Below are 21,246 nucleotides of genomic sequence, written 5' to 3'. Positions count from 1 at the left end.
ACAATGCCGTCTGAAGGCTTCAGACGGCATTTCCCGCTTCGGGCGCGCCGGTTTTTTCATTTTCGGACGGTATCGGATTATGTTGGTATTGGGAATCGAATCTTCTTGCGACGAAACAGGCGTTGCGCTTTACGATACGGAACACGGTCTGTTGGCACATCATTTGCACACGCAGATGGCGATGCACGCGGAATACGGCGGGGTCGTGCCGGAGCTGGCGAGCCGCGACCATATCCGCCGCCTCGTCCCGTTGACGGAAGGCTGCTTGAAGGAGGCCGGCGTGCCGTATGGCGGCATCGATGCGGTTGCCTTCACCCAAGGCCCCGGTTTGGGCGGTGCGCTGTTGGCGGGGTCGAGTTACGCCAATGCCCTGGCTTTAGCGTTGGATAAGCCTGTTATTCCCGTCCATCATTTGGAAGGACATCTGCTGTCGCCGCTGTTGGCGGAGGAAAAACCCGATTTTCCTTTTGTCGCGCTGTTGGTTTCGGGCGGGCATACGCAGATTATGGCGGTCAGGGGCATAGGCGACTACGAGCTTTTGGGCGAGAGCGTCGATGATGCGGCGGGCGAGGCATTCGACAAAACGGCGAAACTGCTGGGCTTGCCGTATCCGGGCGGTGCGAAACTGTCGGAACTTGCGGAATCGGGCAGGCCCGAAGCGTTTGTTTTTCCACGCCCGATGATTCATTCCGACGATTTGCAGATGAGTTTTTCAGGTTTGAAAACCGCTGTTTTGACTGCCGTTGAAAAAGTGCGTGAGGCAAACGGTTCGGAAACCATTCCCGAGCAAACCCGCAACGATATTTGCCGCGCATTTCAGGATGCGGTTGTGGACGTATTGACGGCAAAAGTGAAAAAGGCCCTGTTGCAGACGGGATTCAGGACACTGGTTGTGGCAGGTGGTGTCGGTGCGAATTGGAAGCTGCGCGAAACGTTCGGCAGCTTGTCGGTGCAAGAACCTGTGCAAAAAGGCAGGCCGAAAAACCGGGAGGAAAAGGTCGATGTATTTTTTCCGCCGATGGCATATTGCACGGACAACGGCGCAATGATTGCCTTTGCAGGTGCAATGCATTTGAAAATGGGTAGAGAGGCCGGCGCATTCAATGTACGCCCGCGTTGGCCGCTGTCGGAAATCGTCAGATGACAAAATGCCGTCTGAAACCTGTTCAGACGGCATTTTTATTTTCGTTACGGCATTTTGTAGCGGTTGTACATAAACAGATACTGCGTCGGAAAACGGCGTATCCAATATTCGGCATTGCGGTTGAACACGGCGGCATCGTGGGCTTTGTCGCCGTTCAATTCCCCTTGGACGGGGCGGATGTGCAAATCGAAACCTTGTCCGCCAGGCAGGCGTTCGCAGCAGAAAAACAGGGTTTTCACGCCTTTGACGTGTGCCAATTTTGCCGCCAGCGTCATGGTATAGGCAGGTTTGCCGAAGAAATCCACCCATACGCCTTCCCCGCCTTCTTGAGGGGAGGGGACGTGGTCGGGCAGGACGATGGTTGCTTCGCCCGAACGCAGGGCTTTGATGATTTGTTTGACCCCTTGTATGCTGGTAGGCGCGGTTTTTCCTTTGCCGCGAACCCTGCCTGCCTGCATCACTTTGTCTATTGCTTTAATTTTCGGCGGTTTATACATGGCGGTTAAGGGGAATGGCAGCCGTTGGCTGATATATCGCCCCCCTAAGTCGTAGCTGCCGATGTGCGGCGTGATAAACAGCAGCCCTTCGTGTTTGTCCAAAGCTTCTTGAACATATTCCCAACCCTGTACCGACTTGAACAGTGTTTCGATGTCCTCCGGTTTTTTGAAAAATGCGAGGGCAAGTTCCAAACCGCTTTTTGCTGTTTCCGCAAATACGGCTTTCACCGTTTTCGGGTCGGGATTCATGCCTGCCTGACGCATATTGGCAATAATACGTTCCCGGTCTTCTTTGCGCAGGTAAAACGCCAGATGTCCGAGGAAAACACCCAATTTGTGCAGAAAGGGTAGGGGTAGCAGGGAAAAGGATTTGAGCAGGGCGGTCAGTAGGATGTGCATAACGGGGAAGCAAGGGGGAAACAGCCTGAATTGTAAACGAAACATGCCGTCTGAAAAAGGGAAGTATTGCGGCAATATGCCTTTTCTGCTACGATGCGCGCTGCATTAAGAGTTGGGAATTCCATGCCAACCTGCTTTTCAAATGGAAAGGTAAGGTGGACGGTTGAAAAACCGATGTGGCTCGCCAGAGCAATCCAAACCCGCTTAATGCGGGAATTTTTTTGCCTGTAAGAAACGCGCAACAGGATTCCGAAACAGTAGGCAAGTGCGAATGTTTCTCACTTGTATAGAGAAAAAGCGGAGTTTTTGTTATGATTTCCGCTGTCCGAAATAAAAGGCCGTCTGAAAACACAGCAGCCTGTTTTTAATGAAAGAATAGCAATGAGCGAATATCTGTTTACTTCCGAATCGGTATCCGAAGGCCATCCGGATAAAGTTGCCGACCAAGTATCCGATGCGATTTTGGATGCCATCTTGGCGCAAGACCCCAAAGCTCGCGTCGCGGCGGAAACCTTGGTCAACACAGGCTTGTGCGTATTGGCAGGCGAAATCACCACTACTGCCCAAGTGGACTACATCAAAGTCGCACGCGAAACCATCAAACGCATCGGCTACAACTCGTCCGAGTTGGGCTTTGATGCCAACGGCTGCGCGGTCGGCGTGTACTACGACCAACAATCCCCCGACATCGCCCAAGGCGTGAACGAAGGCGAAGGCATCGACCTGAACCAAGGCGCGGGCGACCAAGGCTTGATGTTCGGCTACGCCTGCGACGAAACCCCTACCCTGATGCCGTTTGCCATCTATTACAGCCACCGCCTGATGCAGCGTCAAAGCGAATTACGCAAAGACGGTCGCCTGCCTTGGCTGCGCCCTGATGCCAAAGCCCAACTGACCGTGGTTTACGACAGCGAAACCGGCAAGGTAAAACGCATTGATACCGTCGTCCTTTCTACGCAACACGATCCGTCTATCGGTTACGAAGAGCTGAAAAACGCTGTTATCGAATACATCATCAAACCGGTTCTGCCGTCTGAACTGCTGACCGACGAAACCAAATACCTGATCAACCCAACCGGCCGCTTCGTTATCGGCGGCCCGCAAGGCGACTGCGGCTTGACCGGCCGTAAAATCATCGTCGATACCTATGGCGGCGCAGCTCCGCACGGCGGCGGCGCGTTCTCCGGCAAAGACCCGTCCAAAGTGGACCGTTCCGCCGCTTACGCCTGCCGCTATGTTGCGAAAAACATCGTAGCCGCCGGTTTGGCGACCCAATGTCAGATTCAGGTTTCCTACGCCATCGGCGTTGCCGAACCGACTTCGATTTCCATCGACACTTTCGGCACAGGCAAAATCAGCGAAGAAAAACTGATTGCCTTAGTTCGCGAACATTTCGACCTGCGCCCCAAAGGCATCGTCCAAATGCTCGACCTCTTACGCCCGATTTACGGAAAATCCGCCGCTTATGGACATTTCGGCCGCGAAGAACCTGAGTTCACTTGGGAACGCACCGACAAAGCTGCTGCATTGAAAGCAGCCGCGGGGCTGTAATTTGGTCTGAATAAAGAAATGCCGTCTGAAACCGAACTGCCTCCGGAGGCGGTTTGTGTTTCAGACGGCATTTTTGCAGCCTTTTTCAGCCTTAATGTTGCGTTACAATCGGAATTCTCGGTTCGTAGAGCAGGTCGTAGGTCGGCTTGTTGAGCAGGTCTTGGAGCGTGAAACCGTCCAGATACGTGAAAAACGACTTCATTGCACCGCCGAGTATGCCTGTCAGACGGCAGGATGGTGTAATCAGGCATTCGTTGTTCTCGCCCATGCACTCGACCAGCTGCATCGGTTCGAGGTGGCGGACAACCGAGCCGATGTTGATGCGGTCGGGCGGTGCGGCAAGCCGCAGGCCGCCGCCTTTTCCGCGCACGCTGTGGAGGAAGCCGCCTTTGACCAGCGCGGTAACGACCTTCATCAGATGGCTTTTGGAAATGCCGTAGGTTACGGCGATGGTACTGATGTTGACCAGCGCATCGTCGTTGATGGCAGTGTAGATAAGGACGCGCAGCCCGTAGTCCGTATGTTGTGTCAAATACATGATTTTCTCGGTATGGATCGTTATTCTTATCGGTACGGTTTAAGTTTCACGGAAAATACCTTAATGGTTGAAACCCTGTCCGTCGGGGCGGTAGAATGCAGCCTGTCTGCGGCGGTATGCCGTCTGAAACATCCGCGCTACTGTTTGATAATTTGTTATTGTAACCTAAATTTATGAAACCGTTGAAACGACATTCCGCCCTTGTCGGGCTTTCGCGCGAACACCACCACTCGCTTTCCCTGTGCGTGCGTCTGTTGCGGACGCCCGGGGCAGACCATCGTGCCGAACTCGAGCTGCATTTTGCCGAACTGGAAATCCATTTCTGTGAAGAAGAAACCATGTTTGCCCCAATTTGGCAAAATATCGCGCTTGAGTTGAAAACCCGTTTTGAAGGCGATCACGCCAAACTGCGGCAGATGATGGCAAGCCCCGAATACGGTAACGCGGCGTGGAATACCGCTTTTGCCACAACCCTGCGCGACCACGCGCGCTTTGAAGAACGCGAGCTGTTTCCCGCCGTCGAACCGTTTTTGCCGGCATGATTCCGTTTTGCGGCAAATATATTAATGATAAACAAGGAACACACATGAAATTTACCAAGCACCCCGTCTGGGCAATGGCGTTCCGCCCGTTTTATTCGCTGGCGGCACTGTACGGCGCATTGTCCGTATTGCTGTGGGGTTTCGGCTACACGGGAACGCACGAGCTGTCCGGTTTCTATTGGCACGCGCATGAGATGATTTGGGGTTATGCCGGTCTCGTCGTCATCGCCTTCCTGCTGACCGCCGTCGCCACTTGGACGGGGCAGCCGCCTACGAGGGGCGGCGTTCTGGTCGGGTTGACCGCCTTTTGGTTGGCTGCGCGGATTGCCGTCTTTATCCCGGGTTGGGGTGCGGCGGCAAGCGGCATACTCGGTACGCTGTTTTTCTGGTACGGCGCGGTGTGCATGGCTTTGCCCGTTATCCGTTCGCAGAATCAACGCAATTATGTTGCCGTGTTCGCGCTGTTCGTCTTGGGCGGTACGCACGCGGCGTTCCACGTCCAGTTGCACAACGGCAATTTCGAGGGGCTGTTGGGCGGTTTGCAGTCGGGGCTGATTATGGTGTCGGGCTTTATCGGTCTGATCGGGATGCGGATTATTTCGTTTTTTACGTCCAAACGTTTGAACGTGCCGCAGATTCCCAGTCCGAAATGGGTGGCGCAGGCTTCGCTGTGGCTGCCTATGTTGACCGCCATGCTGATGGCGCACGGCGCGCTACCTTGGCTGTCTGCCGTTTTCGCGTTTGCGGCAGGTGTGATTTTTACCGTACAGGTTTACCGTTGGTGGTATAGGCCCGTGTTGAAAGAGCCGATGCTGTGGATTCTGTTTGCCGGTTATCTGTTTACCGGATTGGGGCTGATTGCGGTCGGCGCGTCTTATTTCAAACCTGCCTTCCTCAATTTGGGCGTGCACCTGATCGGTGTGGGCGGTATCGGCGTGTTGACTTTGGGCATGATGGCGCGTACCGCGCTCGGTCATACGGGCAATCCCATTTATCCGCCGCCCAAATCCGTTCCGGTCGCATTTTGGCTGATGATGGCGGCAACCGCCGTCCGCATGGTTGCCGTATTTTCTTCCGGTACCGCCTATACGCACAGTATACGCACATCTTCGGTTTTGTTTGCCATCGCGCTTTTGCTGTATGCGTGGAAGTATATTCCTTGGCTGATCCGTCCGCGTTCCGACGGCAGGCCCGGTTGAGTAAAACCGCCGCAGATTCTCGGTCTGCGGCGGTTTCGGTTTGGGCGCGATGCCGTCTGAACATCAATTCTCATCAGACCAGCGGTCGCGCGTGGCTTTGGCTTCTTCAAAATAGCGGTACAGGGAGGGACGGTCTCGGTTCAGCAGGATGGTTTCCAAAGTGTCCAACTGCCTGCCCAAACCCCGAATCATCTCCAACAGGTTGTCCCTGTTGGCAAGGCAGATGTCCGCCCACACGGCTGGGTGGCCGGAAGCGATGCGGGTAAAGTCCTGAAAGCCCGTGGCGGCAAATTTCAGATACGCCTTTCCGTCGGGGTGGTCGAAAAGCTGGTGGACATAGGCAAAGGCGGTCAGGTGGGGCATATGGGAGACGGCGGCGAAAACTGCATCGTGTTTTTGCGCGTCCATCGTGAAAATGTCCGCACCGACCGCGTGCCACAGGTTTTCTATCAATGCGATGCCGTCTGAATCTTCGCCGCCGTGGGGCGTGATGATGAGTTTTCTATTTTGGAACAGGCCGTACTGCGCCGCATCTGCCCCGCTTTTGTCCGAACCGGCAATCGGGTGCGCGGCGATGCAGCGGTGCAGGCGGTCGGGCAGACAGCGGCGGAAGGCTTCGATGACCGAAGATTTGGTGCTGCCGACATCGGAAATCCAAGTGTGTTCCGGCAAAACGGGGCGCAGCGCGGTCAAAACGGCGGGGACGGAGGCGACGGGCGTGGCAATCAGCACCAAGTCCGCACCGCCGATACTGTCCGCGTTGATGACGGCGGAAGCCCGGTCAATCACGCCGCGTTCCAATGCACGTTCGAGGTTGTCGCGGTCGGTGTCGATACCGGTAATGGTGCGGACGAGTCCCTGTCTTTTGAGGTCGAGAACGAACGAACCGCCGATCAGCCCGACGCCGATGAGGGCAATATGGTTCAAAATGGGCATTTGTGTAAAGATTTTCGTCAACTGCCGTTATGGTAGCGTATCGGCGGAATATGCCGCAAGGTCGGCAGGAAAAAGGAGAAGAAATGGACAAAATCAGAGTTGCCGCCGTGCAGATGGTGTCGGGCGTGTCGCCGGAAACCAACGTCGCCACCATGAAACGCCTGGTCGCACGGGCGGCGGAGCAGGGTGCGGATTGGGTGCTGCTGCCCGAATATTGGGTGCTGATGGGCGCAAACGATGCCGACAAACTCGCGCTTGCCGAGCCTTTGGACAACGGACGTTTTCAGACGGCATTGGCGGAAACGGCGAAAGCGTGCGGCGTGGTGCTGTTCGGCGGAACTGTGCCGCTGCAAAGCCCCGAGGCGGGCAAGGTCATGAATACTTTATTGGTGTACGGGCGCGACGGCAAACGGACGGGGCTGTACCACAAAATGCACCTCTTCGGCTTTTCCGGTTTGGGCGAACGCTATGCCGAAGCCGATACCATCCGCGCAGGGCGGGAAGTGCCGCACTTGTCGGCAGAAGGCGTGCCGGTGGCGGCAGGTATTTGTTACGATGTCCGCTTTCCCGAATTTTTCCGCCGCCAGCTGCCGTTTGACGTATTGATGCTTCCGGCGGCATTCACCCATACGACGGGCAAGGCGCACTGGGAGCTGCTTTTGCGTACGCGTGCCGTCGAAAACCAATGTTATGTTGTGGCGGCGGCGCAGGGTGGGCTGCACGAAAACGGCAGGCGCACGTTCGGACACAGTATGATTGTCGATCCGTGGGGGGAAGTTCTGGACGTATTACCCGAGGGCGAAGGCGTTGTTATGGCAGACATCGATGCAGGCAGGCTGAACAGCGTCCGCAGCAGGCTACCTGCTTTAAAACACATGGTTTTGGATGCCGTCTGAACGCGGCAGGCGGTTTGTTTTGCCCCGCCGGTGTGAAACTTCCCATCCGCCCCTCCGCCAACAAACACCGTTTTTAAGCCGAATAAGTTGAAATGTTTTACCAAATCCTTGCCCTGATTATCTGGAGCAGCTCTTTTATTGCCGCCAAATATGCCTACGCCGTCATCGATCCGGCACTGATGGTTGGCGCGCGCCTGCTGATTGCCGCGCTTTTGGTGCTGCCCGCCTGCCGCCGGTATATCGGCAAGATTCCGCGCAGGGAATGGAAGCCCCTGCTGGCGGTATCCTTCATCACTTATGTATTCACCCTGATGCTGCAGTTTGTCGGACTGAAATATACGTCTGCCGCCAGTGCATCGACCATCGTCGGACTCGAGCCGCTGCTGATGGTGTTTGTCGGACACTTCTTTTTCAACGACAAAGCGCGTGCCTACCACTGGATATGCGGCGCGGCGGCATTTGCCGGTGTCGCGCTGCTGATGGCGGGCGGTGCGGAAGAGGGTGGCGAAGTCGGTTGGTTCGGCTGTTTTCTGGTGCTGCTTGCAGGAATCGGTTTCTGCACGGCAGTCCGCCCGACGCAAAGGCTGATTGCCCGTATCTGCGCACCGGCATTTACATCTGTTTCCATTGCCGCCGCATCGCTGATGTGTCTGCCGTTTTCGCTTGCCTTGGCACAGAGTTATACGGTGCATTGGAGCTGGCAGGGCGTGGTGTCGCTGCTGTATTTGGGCGTAGGGTGCAGCTGGTACGCCTATTGGTTGTGGAATAAAGGTACGGGCAGTGTTCCGGCAAACGTGTCGGGACTGTTGATTTCGCTCGAACCCGTCGTCGGCGTGTTATTGGCGGTTTTGATTTTGGGCGAGCACCTGTCGCCCGTGTCCGCCTTGGGCGTGTTTGTCGTCATCGCCGCCACTTTTGCCGCCGGCTGGCTGTCGCGCAACAGGGGCGGGGAGGGCGATGCCGTCTGAAGGCGGTGGGACGGGTTTGTTGTATTTGCGCCGATGAGGACGCGCGCCACATATTTTGCGGAAGCCGTTGCAGCCGCATAAGTGATGCAGGCTTTATGTCCGATGCCGTTTCCAAGATGAACAAGCATCCTGATTTTTCTATTTTTTTCAGAATTAAAAAAAGTATTGCACCCCTTTGGCGGGGTGAGATATATCAAAGTGTCCGCCGATTGGACATTTTTTGGCACATCCCGTCCCTATCGAACACCCCGGCAGCCTCCGCTTTGAACGCGCAACCGCCAAGGCTTGCAGCATAGGGCAGTGCTGTAGGGTGGGCTTCAGCCCACCGCTTCGACGGCATCAAATGCCTTGTCGGGCTTCAGACGGCATCGCCCCCGCCGCCGTCATTCCCGTGCTCGGGCAACGGCAGTTTCTAAAGATTATAAAAACCCGTCATTCCCGCGCAGGCGGGAATCTAAACCTTCGGGAAACGGCAATATTCAAAGATTATCTGAAAGTTTGAGGTTCCGGATTTCCGTTTCCACGGGAATGACGAAAGGTTGCGGACATCAGGGGGATGACGGGGTTTCAGAATGATTTAAGATAAATCAATCCCGCAATTCGGGGATAACTGTTTTATGCGTCGGATTTCGCAAACAGGCTGTTTTTGCACAAGCCCTGCCGCAGGTGGAAAGCAGGAAAAAGAAACCGCCGCAATGGCGGCGGTCGGCTTGCCGGCGGATGCCGGTTTCGGGGGTTAGAATTTTACGCGGACGCCGGCGGTATATTCGTTGGCAAATACCCTTGTATCGTCAAATTTGCCCAAATAATTGAAGCGGTAGCCCAAATCCAAAGTAACGTTGGGTGCGACTTCAAAGCCGACACCGCCCAATGCGCCGATGCTTGCTTTGGTTTTACTGTATTTTCCGTCTTCATCTTTTACGGTCAATCGGTTCAGTCCCAAACGCGCGCCGACATAAGGTTTGACGATGGAATTGGTGTTGAAGTCTTTGATGACGGCAACGCCTGCGCCTTGGAGTGTGGCGGTAGCGTCGTCAATTTTGTCGCGGACGCGGTAGTAGTCTGCGGCAATACGCATATCGCCGGCATCGAAGCCGACGGAAACGCGCGGGAGGAAATTGTTGAATGTTTCGCCATCGGCGTGGATGGAGGCAAGACCCGCGTCACCTTGTACATAAACGCCCGGTTGGTTGTCGGCGGCAAATGCGGCAGCGGGAAGGGCAAGCACGGTTAATGCAGTAAGGAGTTTTTTCATTTCTTGATTCCTAAAAATGTTCAAAATTTTTTGAATATCGGAATCCGTTAGGGAATCCGTTAGGGAATCCGTTAGGGAATCCGTTAGGGAATCCGTTAGGGAATCCGTTAGGGAATCCGTTAGGGAATCCGTTAGGGAATCCGTTAGGGAATCCGTTAGGGAATCCCATTCCATTATACAATATTTTTCAAATCTTTGCCCGCCTCCGGCTTTTTTATAGCGAATTAACAAAAACCAGTACGGCGTTGCCTCGCCTTAGCTCAAAGAGAACGATTCTCTAAGGTGCTCAAGCACCAAGTGAATCGGTTCCGTACTATTTGTACTGTCTGCGGCTTCGTCGCCTTGTCCTGATTTTTGTTAATCCACTATATCGTTCCGGCCTGCCCGGTTTTGCCCGTGGCTTTTGTTGCCGCCTGTTTGTGCCGGTGTGTTAAAATTTTCCGTTTCCGCGTATTGTGTTTTCCGCCGCCGGGCGGTTTGTTTGCGAATCGGACGAGAATTTATGCCTTCTGCCCATTATCCTGAAATGAACGAAAAACTGATGGCGGTTTTGATGGCGATGCTGGTCGCGCTGATGCCGTTTTCCATCGATGCCTACCTGCCCGCGATTCCCGAAATGGCGCAATCGCTGGGCGCGGATGTCCACCGTATCGAACAGAGCCTGAGTGTGTTTATGTTCGGTACGGCGTTCGGACAGGTAGTCGGCGGTTCGGTGTCCGACATCAAGGGGCGCAAACCCGTCGCGCTGGCGGGTCTGACCGTTTACTGCCTTGCCGTTGCCGCCATCGCATTTGCCTCAAGTGCCGAACAGCTTCTCAACCTGCGTGCGGTACAGGCATTCGGCGCGGGTATGACTGTGGTCATTGTCGGCGCGATGGTGCGCGACTATTATTCCGGACGCAAAGCCGCGCAGATGTTTGCCCTTATCGGCATTATCCTGATGGTTGTGCCGCTGGTCGCACCTATGGCCGGCGCACTGTTGCAGGGTTTGGGCGGCTGGCAGGCAATTTTTGTTTTTCTGGCGGCGTATTCGCTGGTGTTGCTCGGTTTGGTGCAGCATTTCCTGCCCAAGCCCGCCGCCGGCGGCAAAATCGGACGGGACGTGTTCGGATTGGTAGCTGGGCGGTTCAAACGTGTTTTGCAAACACGCGCCGCGATGGGTTATCTGTTTTTTCAGGCATTCAGCTTCGGTTCGATGTTCGCCTTTCTGACCGAATCTTCCTTCGTGTACCGGCAGCTTTACCGCGTTACGCCGCACCAGTACGCTTGGGCGTTCGCGCTCAACATCATCACGATGATGTCGTTCAACCGTATTACCGCGTGGCGGCTCAAAACCGGCGCGCATCCGCAAAGCATCCTGCTGTGGGGGATTGTCGTCCAATTTGCCGCCAACCTGTCCCAACTCGCCGCCGTGCTGTTTTTCGGGTTGCCCCCGTTTTGGCTGCTGGTTGCGTGCGTGATGTTTTCCGTCGGCACGCAGGGCTTGGTCGGTGCGAACACGCAGGTGTGTTTCATGTCCTATTTCAAAGAAGAGGGCGGCAGCGCGAACGCCGTGTTGGGCGTGTTCCAGTCCTTAATCGGCGCGGGCGTGGGCATGGCGGCAACCGTCCTGCACGACGGTTCGGCACTCGTCATGGCGGCAGTAATGACCGCCTCGACATCGTGCGGCATCGTACTGCTGTGGCTCTGCTCGCATCGGGCGTGGAAAGAAAACGGGCAAAGCGAATACCTTTAACGGAAAATGCCGTCTGAAACCGCTTCAGACGGCATTTGATGTTAGAATGCACGGAAAATTATACTGTTCAGGCGAAATTATGTCCCAAACTATCGACGAACTCCTCATCCCGCACCGCAACGCCATCGACACCATCGATGCCGAAATCCTGCGCCTGCTCAACGAACGCGCGCAACACGCCCACGCCATCGGCGAATTGAAAGGCACGGGCGCGGTGTACCGCCCCGAACGCGAAGTCGCCGTGTTGCGCCGCATTCAGGATTTGAACAAAGGCCCGCTGCCCGACGAATCGGTAGCACGCCTGTTTCGGGAAGTGATGAGCGAGTGCCTCGCCGTCGAACGCCCGCTGACCATCGCTTATCTGGGACCGCAGGGCACGTTTACCCAACAGGCGGCGATTAAGCATTTCGGTCATGCCGCACACACTATGGCGTGTCCGACCATAGACGACTGCTTCAAACAGGTTGAAACGCGTCAGGCGGATTATCTGGTCGCCCCCGTGGAAAATTCGACCGAAGGCTCGGTCGGTCGCACGTTAGATCTGCTTGCCGTTACCGCATTGCAGGCTTGCGGCGAAGTCGTCTTGCGCATACACCACAACCTTCTGCGTAAAAACAGCAGCAATACCGAAGGCATCACTAAAGTATTTTCGCACGCACAGGCGTTGGCGCAGTGCAACGACTGGCTGGGCAGACACCTGCCCAACGCCGAGAGGGTGGCGGTCTCCAGCAATGCCGAAGCCGCGCGGCTGGTTGCCGAATTGGAAGACGGTACGGTTGCCGCCATTGCCGGGCGTACTGCGGCGGAAATCTACGGACTCAGCCCCGTTGCTGAGTGCATTGAGGATGAGACGAACAACACCACGCGCTTCTTGGTGATGGGACATCACGAAACCGGTGCCGGCGGCAGCGACAAAACCTCGCTGGTCGTTTCCGCACCCAACCGGGCAGGCGCGGTTGCCTCGCTGCTGCAACCCCTGACCGAATCAGGCATTTCCATGACCAAGTTTGAGAGCCGTCCCGGAAAGGCGGCGTTGTGGGAATACCTGTTCTTTATCGATATCGAGGGACACCGGACGGATGACAAGGTTCAGACGGCATTAAAACAGTTGGGCAGGCGCGCTTCGTTTGTCAAAATCATTGGTTCGTATCCGACTGCCGTTTTGTAGTTGCGGCAGCGTTCAGACGGCATTCCCCCAACGATTATGTCCGAATACCGAGTCAACCACGAACCCGTTTTTATGCTGGCATCTTCGCCTTGGCGCGAAAGCAGCCTGTGGGTTGAAGCATTCAGCCGCCGTTACGGGCGCGTGGCACTTTTGGCAAGAAGCGCGCGCAAGCGGCAGAGCGAATTGCGCGGCGTGCTGGTTCCGTTCGTCCCTGTCAGCGTGTCGTGGTACGGCAGTCAGGAACTCAAAACCCTTCACCGCGCCGAATGGGTCGGCGGATGGCGGCAGCCGCAGGGCAGGGCGTTGTTTGGCGGATTGTATGTGAACGAGCTGGTTTTAAAACTGACCGCGCGCGAAGATCCCATGCCTGAGTTATACGATGCATTGGCTGAAGTGATGAAGGCAGTCTGCTGCGAGGCAGACCATGTTGCCGATTTGCGCCGCTTCGAGTGGAAGCTGCTGACGGCCTTAGGCGTCGCCCCCGATTTGCATACGGACGGAGAGGGCAGGGAAATCCAGTCATCCGCCAGATACTGTATCAGACCGGAAGAAGCAGTCATGCCCGTAGGCAGGGAATGCGTTTTGCCGTCTGAAACCGTCATTATTGCCGACGGGCAGAGCCTGATTGATTTGCAGACGGGCAGTTTCGGCAGTGCGCAAAGCCTTCAGGATGCCCTGAAAATCACACGGCTGCTGACAGGCAGCCTGCTTCCTGAAGGGGTAAAGTCGAGGCAGGTTTTGGAACAGATACGGCAGTTTGACCGTCGTGCAACATAGGTGCCGACGCAGCGTACCGGTATGCTGCAAAATAAAAAATCGAAGAGGAAAGGAAACATCATGCTTTTAGGTGTCAACATCGATCACATCGCCACCGTCCGCAATGCCCGCGGCACGACCTATCCCAGCCCTGTGGAAGCGGCATTGGTCGCGGAAACGCACGGTGCGGATTTGATTACCATGCACCTGCGCGAAGACCGCCGCCACATCAAAGACGCGGACGTGTTCGCCGTCAAAAACGCCATCCGCACGCGCCTGAACCTTGAAATGGCGTTGACTGAAGAAATGTTGGAAAACGCACTTAAAGTCATGCCGCAAGACGTGTGCATCGTGCCTGAAAAACGTCAGGAAATCACGACCGAAGGCGGCTTGGACGTATTGGCGCAACAAGACAAAATTGCCGAGTTCACCAAAATCCTGACCGACGCAGGCATACGCGTGTCCTTGTTTATCGATGCCGACAACGAGCAAATCCAGGCCGCCTGTGATGTCGGCGCACCCGTTATTGAGCTGCACACCGGCGCATACGCCGATGCACGCAGCCACGCCGAACAACTCAAGCAATTCGAGCGTCTGCAAAACGGCGCGCATTTTGCCAGCGATTTGGGCTTGGTCGTCAACGCCGGACACGGACTGACCATACACAACGTTACCCCCATCGCCCAAATCCTCGCCATCCGCGAGCTGAACATCGGACATTCGCTGATTTCGCAGGCACTTTTCCTCGGATTGCCCGAGGCCGTGCGCCAGATAAAAGAAACCATGTTCCGTGCAAGAATGCTGCCGTAAGGGCAGGCAAACCGTTTCAGACGGCATTTCACGACAAAGGAGCGCAAATATGATTTACGGCATAGGCACAGATATTGTTTCCCTCAAACGCATCGTCCGCCTGAGCAAAAAGTTCGGACAGGCGTTTGCCGAGCGCATCCTCACCCCCGAAGAACTGCTTGAATTCCCTCAGGCGGGCAAACCCGTCAACTACCTTGCCAAACGCTTTGCCGCCAAAGAAGCCTTTGCCAAAGCCGTCGGTACGGGCATACGCGGCGCGGTTTCCTTCCGCAACATCGGCATCGGGCACGACGCATTGGGCAAGCCCGAATTTTTCTACGGCCCCGCCCTGTCCGAATGGCTGGAAGAACAAGGCATCAGCCGCGTCAGCCTGAGTATGGCGGACGAAGGCGATACCGTGTTGGCGTTTGCCGTTGCCGAAAAATAATGCCGTCTGAAATGCGGCAAACCCGTTGACGGCATTGCCCGTCTCTCATTTGCACTCCGACCGACCAACCGCATACCCGCCATGATCCAAGACACCCGCCCCCTTATCCGCGTCGTTGCCGGCATCCTGCTCAACCGAGACGGCGACTACCTGCTCAGCTCGCGCCCCGAAGGCAAGCCCTATGCCGGATATTGGGAATTTGCCGGCGGCAAGGTCGAAGCGGGCGAAACCGACTTCCAAGCCTTGCAACGCGAGTTTGAAGAAGAACTCGGCATCCGCATCCTCGCCGCCACGCCTTGGTTAACCAAAATCCATTCCTATGAACACGCCCGCGTCTGCCTGAAATTCCTATGGGTAAACCCCGACCAATGGACGGGCAAACCGCAATCCTGCGAAGGGCAGGAATGGTCTTGGCAGAAGGCGGGTGATTTTACCGTTGCCCCCATGCTGCCCGCCAACGGCGCGCTTTTGCGTTCGCTGTCCGTTCCGCGCCGTTTGTACGGCAGCCTGAAAACAGGTTTGTACGGTGAGAACAGTATGGGCGCGTACCGCGTCCTGCCTTTGGGTTCGGCAGAGGGAAGCGGTGCGAACGTTTTGATGGAGGCGGCGCAATGGCAGGACAGACCCGAACACGCCGACAGCGTGTGGATGATGGTGCAGACCCGCGAACAATGGCGGCAGGCGCAGGAAAAGGGCGCGGATGTGGTCGTGTGGCGGGTCGGTAATGCCGCACAAGCCGCAGCGGTGGACGAAGTGTTGAAGCACGGCGTATCCGTGCCGCTGGTCGTTGCCGCCGACGTTCAGACGGCATCGCATTGCGGCGGGCAATGGCTGGCGGCGGGCGCACACGCCGTGTTGGCCGATGAAAAAATGGGGAACGGAAATGGCTAAAAACCGCAAATTACTGCTTGCCGCATTGCTGCTGATTGCCTTTGCCGCCTTCAAGCTCGTTTTATTGCAATGGTGGCAGTCGCAGCAGCCGCAAGCCGTGGCGGCGCAATGCGATTTGACCGAGGGTTGCACGCTGCCGGACGGAAGCCGCGTCCGCGCCACCTCTGTTTCAACGAAAGAACCGTTCGATATTTATATCGAACACGCGCCCGCCGACACGGAACAGGTCAGTATCAGCTTCAGTATGAAAAATATGGATATGGGGTTCAACCGCTATATGTTCGAGCGGCAATCGTCGGGGAATTGGCAGGCAGTACGCATCCGCCTGCCCGTCTGTGTCGAAGGCAGGCGCGATTTTACGGCGGACATTACAATCGGCAGTCGGACATTTCAGACGGCATTTACCGCCGAATAAACCTTTCAATCCGCCATTGCCGGAACATCCGTCCGGAAAGGACACGCTATGAATACTTTATATACACTTTTCGCCACCTGCCCGCGCGGCTTGGAAACCGTTTTATCTCAAGAACTCGGAAGCCTCGGCTGTACCGATGTCCAAGCGTTTGACGGCGGCGTTTCCTGCCGGGGCGGATTGGAACAGGCCTACGCCGCCAACCTGCACTCGCGCACCGCCAGCCGTATCCTGCTGCGTCTGACCAAAGGGACATACCGCACCGAGCGCGACATCTACAAACTCGCCAAAAACATCAACTGGTTTAATTGGTTTACCTTGCAGCAGACGTTCAAAGTCAAAGTCGAGGCAAAGCGTGCCAACGTTAAGAGCATCCAATTTGTCGGTTTGACCGTCAAAGATGCCGTCTGCGACGCTTTTCGCGATATTTACGACGCACGTCCGAGCGTGGACAAAGCCGCGCCCGATGTCCGCATCCACGCCTTTTTGGACGAACGCAATGTCGAAATCTTCATCGACACTTCGGGCGAAGCCTTGTTCAAACGCGGCTACCGTCTCGATACGGGCGAAGCCCCGTTGCGCGAAAACCTTGCCGCCGGACTGCTGCTCTCGGCAGGCTACGACGGCACGCAGCCGTTTCAAGACCCGTTTTGCGGCAGCGGCACGATTGCTATCGAAGCTGCTTGGATTGCCACAGGCCGCGCACCGGGCATGATGCGCCGTTTCGGTTTTGAAAAACTGCAAAATTTCGATAAAACGCTGTGGACAGATTTGCGCCGCCGCGCCGAAGCGCAAACCCGCCCCGTCCGCGCCCCGATTTCGGGCAGCGACAACGACCGCCGCATCGTTCAGACGGCATTGGACAACGCACGCAGTGCCGAAGTGGACGACATCGTTTCCTTCAGCGTTGCCGACGCGCAATCCGTCCGGCCGAACGGCGTGGGCGGCATTATGGTGTCCAATCCGCCCTACGGTGTGCGCCTTGAGGAAGTCCGCGCCTTGCAGGCACTTTATCCGCAGTTGGGTACGTGGTTGAAAAAACACTATGCCGGCTGGCGAGTCGGTATGTTTACCGGCGACAGGGAAATGCCCAAATTCATGCGCCTGTCGCCAAAACGCAAAATCCCACTTTATAACGGCAACCTCGATTGCCGCCTGTTTCTGATTGATATGGTGCAGGGATCGAACCGTTGAGGAAAGTGTACAAAAATGCCGTCTGAAAAATGTTCAGACGGCATTTATTTTTCGGAATCAACCCCGCTTCAATACGGATGTATTGATGTAGCGTTGGACACCCGAGGCAATGGATTGGGCGCACTGCCGACGGAAGGATTCGCTGCCCAGCAGCTTCTCTTCGGCAGGATTGGACAGGAAGGCGGTTTCGACCAGGATAGACGGCATATCGGGCGCGCGCAAAACGGCGAAATTGGCTTCGTCCACCCTGCCTTTGTGCAAGTGGTTGAGCCTGCCCAATTCTTCAAGCACCAGTTTGCCGAGTTTGCGGCTGTCGCGCAGCGTGGCGGTTTGGGTCATATCGAGCAGGGCGGTATCGACGTTGCGGTTGCCGCTGGTCGGTACGCCGCCGACCGCGTCGGCATTGTTTTGCGTCTGTTCCAAGAATTTGGCGGCAGAGCTGGTCGCGCCTTTGGTGTTCAACATATAAACCCCCGTTCCGCGCGCGGATGGGCTGGTGAAGGCATCGGCGTGGATGGAGACGAATACGTCGGCACGCCGCGCGCGCCCTTTGGCGACACGCACGCCCAATGGGATGAACACGTCTTCGTTGCGCGTCATAAAGACGTTGTAACCCAAGGCTTCCAATTGTTTTTTGGTTTCGCGGGCGATGGAGAGGACGACGTGTTTTTCCTGCAAACCGCCCGAGCTGACGGCACCGGGGTCTTCGCCGCCGTGTCCGGGGTCGATCATAATGACGGGTCTGCGCCCGTTTCTGCCGCGCCCGGGTTGGGGTGTGGTGTTTTGGGCGAGGTCGGCTTCCGGAGAGCCGCGCCGGGTTTTGTTCGGGCTGCCGTTAAGCAGCGCCATCATCGGATCGTCGGCATCCATCCCTTGCGGATAGAGATCGACGACGAGGCGGTTTTTAAAGCCGCCGACGGGGGGGAGGGAAAAAACTTGCGCGTAGGAAGGCTGTTTCAAATCGATGACGAGGCGGACGGTGGTCGGTGTGTTCTGACCCGCGCGTATGCTGCGGATAAAGGGGTCGTCCGCCATAACCTTCTGAGACAGTCCGTGCAATACGGTATTGATGTTCGCGTTTTGTATGTCGACGACCAACCTGCCCGGGTTGTCGAGCGTGAAGTGTTGGTATTTGAGCGCGGCGGTGCTTTCCAGCGTCAGGCGGGTGTAGGTGTGCGACGGCCATATCCGTACGGCGGTAAACTGCGGGGCGTGTACCGTTTTGGCAACGGCGGATGCGATGGGGCTTAGGGCGAACAGTGTGCCGGCGGTGCGGCGGATGATTTGTCTTCGTGTCAGTTTGATCATAGCGGCAGGCTTTCGCTTCCTCGTTCGGTATGGGCGGTCAGCAGGCATTTTCTGCCGTCGCCGTCGTGTGTCAATGTTGCGGTGATGTCGGCAGGCGGCGTAAATTCCCCGCCCTGTTGCGGCCATTCGATCAGGCAGACGCTGTTTGCGGCAAACAGTTCGTCAAGCCCCGCGTCTTCCCATTCTTCGGGGAACGAGAAGCGGTAGAGGTCGAAATGGTGCAAGGTGAAGCGTTCCAGCGGATAAGATTCGACGATGGCGTAAGTCGGGCTTTTGACTGCGCCCTGATGACCCAATCCGCGCAGGATGCCGCGTGTCAGCGTGGTTTTCCCCGCACCCAAATCCCCTTCGAGGTAAATGACCAGCGGTGCGTTTAAACGGGAAGACCATGCTTCACCCAAATCGAGTGTGGCGGCTTCATCGGCAAGGAGTCGGGAGATGGAGGGTAAATCAGACATGGAAACGGTTTGTTGTAAGGTTTGGGGTATTATGGGCAGTTTTGCAGGTTTTACAAACTTTGCACCCGAGGGGCGGATGCTTCTTGTCCGAGCATTATAACAGCCAAATACGCGTTCTGCTTTCAGACGGCATGGCTGTCAAGAAAAAGCGGCGCGTGTACAATACGCGGATTGTATGTTTAGGACAGATTGGAAGAAGGATGGAAAATATCGGCAGGCAGCGACCCATCGGCGTTTTTGACTCGGGAATCGGCGGTTTGACCAATGTGCGCGCACTGATGGAGCGGCTGCCGATGGAGAACATCATTTATTTCGGCGATACGGCGCGCGTGCCTTACGGGACGAAATCTAAGGCGACCATCGAAAATTTCTCGATGCAGATTGTCGATTTTTTATTGGAACACGATGTCAAGGCGATGGTTATCGCGTGTAATACGATTGCGGCGGTGGCGGGGCAGAAAATCCGTCAAAAGACGGGCAATATGCCTGTGTTGGACGTGATTTCCGCCGGCGCGAAAGCCGCGCTGGCAACCACGCGCAACAACAAAATCGGCATTATCGCCACCAATACGACAGTTAACAGCAATGCTTATGCACGCGCCATCCATAGGGACAACCCCGACACGCTTGTCCGCACGCAGGCCGCGCCGCTGCTCGTCCCTTTGGTGGAAGAGGGCTGGTTGGAACACGAAGTTACCCGCCTGACCGTATGCGAATACCTCAAACCATTGCTTGCAGATGGCATCGATACGCTGGTGTTGGGCTGCACGCACTTTCCCTTGCTCAAGCCCTTAATCGGCAGGGAGGCGGGCAATGTCGCGCTGGTCGATTCCGCGATTACGACTGCCGAAGAAACCGCACGCGTCCTTGCTCAGGAAGGATTGCTCAATACCGACAACAACAATCCCGACTACCGTTTTTACGTCAGCGATATTCCTTTGAAATTCAGAACCATCGGCGAGCGTTTTCTGGGCAGGACGATGGAGCAGATTGAAATGGTGTCTTTGGGTTAAAACGATGACGGAAAGCTGCCCGAGATTACAGAAACCTAAAATCCCGTCATTCCCACGAAAGTGGGAATCTAGACCTGTCGGTGCGGAAACTTATCGGATAAAACGGTTTCTTTAGATTTTACGTTCTAGATTCCCGCTTTCGCGGGAATGACGGGATGCAGGTTTCTGTGCAGATGTATTCGGATTCCCTCCTGCGTGGGAATGACGAATTTCAGGTTGCTGTTTTTGGTTTTCTGTTTTTGTGAAAATAACAGGATTTTAGCTTGTGGGTATTTACCGGAAAAAACAGAAACCGCCCCGCCGTCATTCCCGCGCAGGCGGGAATCTAGGTCTGTCGGTGCGGAAACTTATCGGGTAAAACGGTTTCTTGAGATTTTGCGTCCTGGATTCCCACTTTCGTGGGAATGACGGGATGCAGGTTTCCGTATGGATGGATTCGTCATTCCCGCGCAGGCGGGAATCTAGGTCTGTCAGTGCGGAAACTTATCGGGTAAAACGGTTTCTTGAGATTTTGCGTCTTGGATTCCCACTTTCGTGGGAATGACGGGATGCAGGTTTCCGTATGGATGGATTCGTCATTCCCGCGCAGGCGGGAATCTAGACATTCAATGCTAAGGCAATTTATCGGAAATGACTGAAACTCAAAAAACTAGATTCCCACTTTCGTGGGAATGACGTGGTGCAGGTTTTCGTATGGATGGATTCGTCATTCCCGCGCAGGCGGGAATCTAGACATTCAATGCTAAGGCAATTTATTGAAAATGACTGAAACTCAAAAAACTAGATTCCCACTTTCGTGGGAATGACGGCAGAGCGGCTTCTGTTGCTCCCGATAAATGCCGCAATCTCAAATCCCGTCATTCCCGCGCAGGCGGGAATCTAGACCTTCAATGCTAAGGCAATTTATCGGGAATGACTGAAACTCAAAAAACTGGATTCCCACTTTCGTGGGAATGACGGGATATACGTGGGAATGACGGGATATAGGTTTCCGTGCGGACGCGTTCGGATTCCCGCCTGCGCGGGAATGACGGGATTTTGGTGTATTCCCTAAAAAAAAATAAAAAAGCATTTGCAAATTTGTTAAAAATAAATAAAATAATAATCTTTATCATTCTTTAATTGAATTAGGTTTATATGAACAATCCA

22 protein-coding genes and 1 riboswitch are annotated in these 21,246 nt (G+C 55.5%); of the genes, 16 read left to right on the top strand and 6 right to left on the bottom strand.

Annotated features, from left to right (window positions below):
- Positions 1-79: 79 nt before the first annotated feature.
- The gene (tsaD, locus tag Q9I99_RS08885) at positions 80-1,144 is read left to right on the top strand and encodes a tRNA (adenosine(37)-N6)-threonylcarbamoyltransferase complex transferase subunit TsaD (protein WP_301667550.1); all 1,065 of its coding nucleotides are present in this window, start codon (positions 80-82) and stop codon (positions 1,142-1,144) included.
- Between the two features lie 44 nt (positions 1,145-1,188).
- Here the strand turns inward: tsaD and Q9I99_RS08880 are convergent, their stop codons facing one another.
- The gene (locus Q9I99_RS08880; RefSeq protein WP_301667551.1) at positions 1,189-2,040 is read right to left on the bottom strand and encodes a lysophospholipid acyltransferase family protein; all 852 of its coding nucleotides are present in this window, start codon (positions 2,038-2,040) and stop codon (positions 1,189-1,191) included.
- 97 nt (positions 2,041-2,137) lie between these two features.
- A riboswitch (SAM-I-IV-variant riboswitch) is annotated at positions 2,138-2,248 on the top strand.
- Between the two features lie 173 nt (positions 2,249-2,421).
- On the opposite strand from Q9I99_RS08880, the gene metK reads away from it, so the two are divergent.
- Positions 2,422-3,591, top strand: a complete 1,170-nt coding sequence (gene metK / locus Q9I99_RS08875; protein ID WP_301667544.1) for a methionine adenosyltransferase — start codon at positions 2,422-2,424, stop codon at positions 3,589-3,591.
- A gap of 91 nt (positions 3,592-3,682) precedes the next feature.
- Here the strand turns inward: metK and Q9I99_RS08870 are convergent, their stop codons facing one another.
- The gene (locus Q9I99_RS08870) at positions 3,683-4,129 is read right to left on the bottom strand and encodes an Rrf2 family transcriptional regulator (RefSeq protein WP_025457981.1); all 447 of its coding nucleotides are present in this window, start codon (positions 4,127-4,129) and stop codon (positions 3,683-3,685) included.
- A gap of 173 nt (positions 4,130-4,302) precedes the next feature.
- Here Q9I99_RS08870 and Q9I99_RS08865 point away from each other — a divergent pair, with 173 nt between their 5' ends.
- Positions 4,303-4,671 carry a hemerythrin domain-containing protein gene (locus Q9I99_RS08865; protein WP_003750248.1) on the top strand — a complete coding sequence of 123 codons (369 nt, stop codon included), beginning with the start codon at positions 4,303-4,305 and terminating at the stop codon, positions 4,669-4,671.
- A gap of 44 nt (positions 4,672-4,715) precedes the next feature.
- On the top strand, positions 4,716-5,870 hold the full coding sequence (locus tag Q9I99_RS08860; protein WP_301667545.1) for an NnrS family protein: 1,155 nt from the start codon (positions 4,716-4,718) through the stop codon (positions 5,868-5,870).
- 63 nt (positions 5,871-5,933) lie between these two features.
- Here the strand turns inward: Q9I99_RS08860 and Q9I99_RS08855 are convergent, their stop codons facing one another.
- On the bottom strand, positions 5,934-6,806 hold the full coding sequence (locus Q9I99_RS08855; protein ID WP_301667546.1) for a prephenate dehydrogenase: 873 nt from the start codon (positions 6,804-6,806) through the stop codon (positions 5,934-5,936).
- 83 nt (positions 6,807-6,889) lie between these two features.
- On the opposite strand from Q9I99_RS08855, the gene Q9I99_RS08850 reads away from it, so the two are divergent.
- The 3 genes from Q9I99_RS08850 to Q9I99_RS08840 all read left to right on the top strand — a co-directional run bounded on the left by Q9I99_RS08850 (position 6,890) and on the right by Q9I99_RS08840 (position 9,172).
- A complete protein-coding gene (locus Q9I99_RS08850; RefSeq protein ID WP_301667547.1) occupies positions 6,890-7,702 on the top strand; it encodes a carbon-nitrogen hydrolase family protein in 813 nt (270 codons plus the stop codon).
- A 92-nt stretch (positions 7,703-7,794) separates the two neighbouring features.
- Complete coding sequence (locus Q9I99_RS08845) at positions 7,795-8,670, top strand: DMT family transporter (protein WP_301667548.1); 876 nt, start codon at positions 7,795-7,797, stop codon at positions 8,668-8,670.
- A 220-nt stretch (positions 8,671-8,890) separates the two neighbouring features.
- A complete protein-coding gene (locus Q9I99_RS08840) occupies positions 8,891-9,172 on the top strand; it encodes a hypothetical protein (protein ID WP_304666209.1) in 282 nt (93 codons plus the stop codon).
- 234 nt (positions 9,173-9,406) lie between these two features.
- On the opposite strand, the gene Q9I99_RS08835 is transcribed toward Q9I99_RS08840, so the two are convergent.
- Positions 9,407-9,925, bottom strand: coding sequence for an opacity family porin (locus Q9I99_RS08835; RefSeq protein WP_114935715.1), 519 nt, complete (start codon positions 9,923-9,925; stop codon positions 9,407-9,409).
- 502 nt (positions 9,926-10,427) lie between these two features.
- On the opposite strand from Q9I99_RS08835, the gene Q9I99_RS08830 reads away from it, so the two are divergent.
- The 8 genes from Q9I99_RS08830 (at position 10,428) to Q9I99_RS08795 (ending at position 17,318) form a co-directional block, all read left to right on the top strand.
- On the top strand, positions 10,428-11,660 hold the full coding sequence (locus tag Q9I99_RS08830) for a multidrug effflux MFS transporter (RefSeq protein WP_301667115.1): 1,233 nt from the start codon (positions 10,428-10,430) through the stop codon (positions 11,658-11,660).
- 79 nt (positions 11,661-11,739) lie between these two features.
- Positions 11,740-12,828, top strand: coding sequence for a prephenate dehydratase (gene pheA, locus Q9I99_RS08825; protein ID WP_301667114.1), 1,089 nt, complete (start codon positions 11,740-11,742; stop codon positions 12,826-12,828).
- Positions 12,829-12,864: 36 nt separating this feature from the next.
- The gene (gene recO / locus Q9I99_RS08820; RefSeq protein ID WP_003676684.1) at positions 12,865-13,605 is read left to right on the top strand and encodes a DNA repair protein RecO; all 741 of its coding nucleotides are present in this window, start codon (positions 12,865-12,867) and stop codon (positions 13,603-13,605) included.
- Positions 13,606-13,665: 60 nt separating this feature from the next.
- A complete protein-coding gene (gene pdxJ, locus Q9I99_RS08815) occupies positions 13,666-14,394 on the top strand; it encodes a pyridoxine 5'-phosphate synthase (protein ID WP_301667113.1) in 729 nt (242 codons plus the stop codon).
- A gap of 49 nt (positions 14,395-14,443) precedes the next feature.
- Positions 14,444-14,821, top strand: coding sequence for a holo-ACP synthase (acpS, locus tag Q9I99_RS08810; RefSeq protein ID WP_301667112.1), 378 nt, complete (start codon positions 14,444-14,446; stop codon positions 14,819-14,821).
- A gap of 81 nt (positions 14,822-14,902) precedes the next feature.
- Positions 14,903-15,712, top strand: a complete 810-nt coding sequence (locus tag Q9I99_RS08805; protein WP_301667111.1) for an NUDIX domain-containing protein — start codon at positions 14,903-14,905, stop codon at positions 15,710-15,712.
- Complete coding sequence (locus Q9I99_RS08800) at positions 15,705-16,127, top strand: hypothetical protein (RefSeq protein WP_301667110.1); 423 nt, start codon at positions 15,705-15,707, stop codon at positions 16,125-16,127. Before Q9I99_RS08805 ends, Q9I99_RS08800 begins: the two co-directional genes overlap by 8 nt.
- Before the next feature lie 48 nt (positions 16,128-16,175).
- Positions 16,176-17,318, top strand: coding sequence for a THUMP domain-containing class I SAM-dependent RNA methyltransferase (locus Q9I99_RS08795; protein WP_301667109.1), 1,143 nt, complete (start codon positions 16,176-16,178; stop codon positions 17,316-17,318).
- 57 nt (positions 17,319-17,375) lie between these two features.
- On the opposite strand, the gene Q9I99_RS08790 is transcribed toward Q9I99_RS08795, so the two are convergent.
- Both Q9I99_RS08790 and tsaE read right to left on the bottom strand, forming a co-directional pair.
- Positions 17,376-18,626: an N-acetylmuramoyl-L-alanine amidase gene (locus Q9I99_RS08790; protein ID WP_301667108.1), complete on the bottom strand. Its 1,251-nt coding sequence runs from the start codon at positions 18,624-18,626 to the stop codon at positions 17,376-17,378.
- The gene (tsaE, locus tag Q9I99_RS08785) at positions 18,623-19,084 is read right to left on the bottom strand and encodes a tRNA (adenosine(37)-N6)-threonylcarbamoyltransferase complex ATPase subunit type 1 TsaE (RefSeq protein WP_301667107.1); all 462 of its coding nucleotides are present in this window, start codon (positions 19,082-19,084) and stop codon (positions 18,623-18,625) included. Before tsaE ends, Q9I99_RS08790 begins: the two co-directional genes overlap by 4 nt.
- A 200-nt stretch (positions 19,085-19,284) precedes the next feature.
- Here tsaE and murI point away from each other — a divergent pair, with 200 nt between their 5' ends.
- Positions 19,285-20,097, top strand: a complete 813-nt coding sequence (gene murI / locus Q9I99_RS08780) for a glutamate racemase (protein WP_002241147.1) — start codon at positions 19,285-19,287, stop codon at positions 20,095-20,097.
- The last annotated feature ends 1,149 nt before the right edge of the window (positions 20,098-21,246 follow it).

The sequence above is a fragment of the Neisseria basseii genome (assembly GCF_962707005.1).
GTDB lineage: Bacteria > Pseudomonadota > Gammaproteobacteria > Burkholderiales > Neisseriaceae > Neisseria > Neisseria bergeri.
The sequence above is the reverse complement of the archived record's forward strand: the minus strand, read 5'-3'. Positions and strand labels throughout refer to the sequence as shown.

Excerpts from the sequence above, each read along its gene's own strand:
- Q9I99_RS08880 (WP_301667551.1), bottom strand. The coding sequence starts at position 2,040 with ATGCACATCCTACTGACCGCCCTGCTCAAATCCTTTTCCCTGCTACCC.
- tsaD (WP_301667550.1), top strand. The coding sequence starts at position 80 with ATGTTGGTATTGGGAATCGAATCTTCTTGCGACGAAACAGGCGTTGCG.
- metK (WP_301667544.1), top strand. The coding sequence starts at position 2,422 with ATGAGCGAATATCTGTTTACTTCCGAATCGGTATCCGAAGGCCATCCG.
- Q9I99_RS08860 (WP_301667545.1), top strand. The coding sequence starts at position 4,716 with ATGAAATTTACCAAGCACCCCGTCTGGGCAATGGCGTTCCGCCCGTTT.
- Q9I99_RS08870 (WP_025457981.1), bottom strand. The coding sequence starts at position 4,129 with ATGTATTTGACACAACATACGGACTACGGGCTGCGCGTCCTTATCTAC.
- recO (WP_003676684.1), top strand. The coding sequence starts at position 12,865 with ATGTCCGAATACCGAGTCAACCACGAACCCGTTTTTATGCTGGCATCT.
- Q9I99_RS08790 (WP_301667108.1), bottom strand. The coding sequence starts at position 18,626 with ATGATCAAACTGACACGAAGACAAATCATCCGCCGCACCGCCGGCACA.
- Q9I99_RS08850 (WP_301667547.1), top strand. The coding sequence starts at position 6,890 with ATGGACAAAATCAGAGTTGCCGCCGTGCAGATGGTGTCGGGCGTGTCG.
- pheA (WP_301667114.1), top strand. The coding sequence starts at position 11,740 with ATGTCCCAAACTATCGACGAACTCCTCATCCCGCACCGCAACGCCATC.
- Q9I99_RS08835 (WP_114935715.1), bottom strand. The coding sequence starts at position 9,925 with ATGAAAAAACTCCTTACTGCATTAACCGTGCTTGCCCTTCCCGCTGCC.
- Q9I99_RS08855 (WP_301667546.1), bottom strand. The coding sequence starts at position 6,806 with ATGCCCATTTTGAACCATATTGCCCTCATCGGCGTCGGGCTGATCGGC.
- Q9I99_RS08845 (WP_301667548.1), top strand. The coding sequence starts at position 7,795 with ATGTTTTACCAAATCCTTGCCCTGATTATCTGGAGCAGCTCTTTTATT.
- Q9I99_RS08795 (WP_301667109.1), top strand. The coding sequence starts at position 16,176 with ATGAATACTTTATATACACTTTTCGCCACCTGCCCGCGCGGCTTGGAA.
- Q9I99_RS08800 (WP_301667110.1), top strand. The coding sequence starts at position 15,705 with ATGGCTAAAAACCGCAAATTACTGCTTGCCGCATTGCTGCTGATTGCC.
- murI (WP_002241147.1), top strand. The coding sequence starts at position 19,285 with ATGGAAAATATCGGCAGGCAGCGACCCATCGGCGTTTTTGACTCGGGA.
- acpS (WP_301667112.1), top strand. The coding sequence starts at position 14,444 with ATGATTTACGGCATAGGCACAGATATTGTTTCCCTCAAACGCATCGTC.
- Q9I99_RS08865 (WP_003750248.1), top strand. The coding sequence starts at position 4,303 with ATGAAACCGTTGAAACGACATTCCGCCCTTGTCGGGCTTTCGCGCGAA.
- tsaE (WP_301667107.1), bottom strand. The coding sequence starts at position 19,084 with ATGTCTGATTTACCCTCCATCTCCCGACTCCTTGCCGATGAAGCCGCC.
- pdxJ (WP_301667113.1), top strand. The coding sequence starts at position 13,666 with ATGCTTTTAGGTGTCAACATCGATCACATCGCCACCGTCCGCAATGCC.
- Q9I99_RS08830 (WP_301667115.1), top strand. The coding sequence starts at position 10,428 with ATGCCTTCTGCCCATTATCCTGAAATGAACGAAAAACTGATGGCGGTT.
- Q9I99_RS08805 (WP_301667111.1), top strand. The coding sequence starts at position 14,903 with ATGATCCAAGACACCCGCCCCCTTATCCGCGTCGTTGCCGGCATCCTG.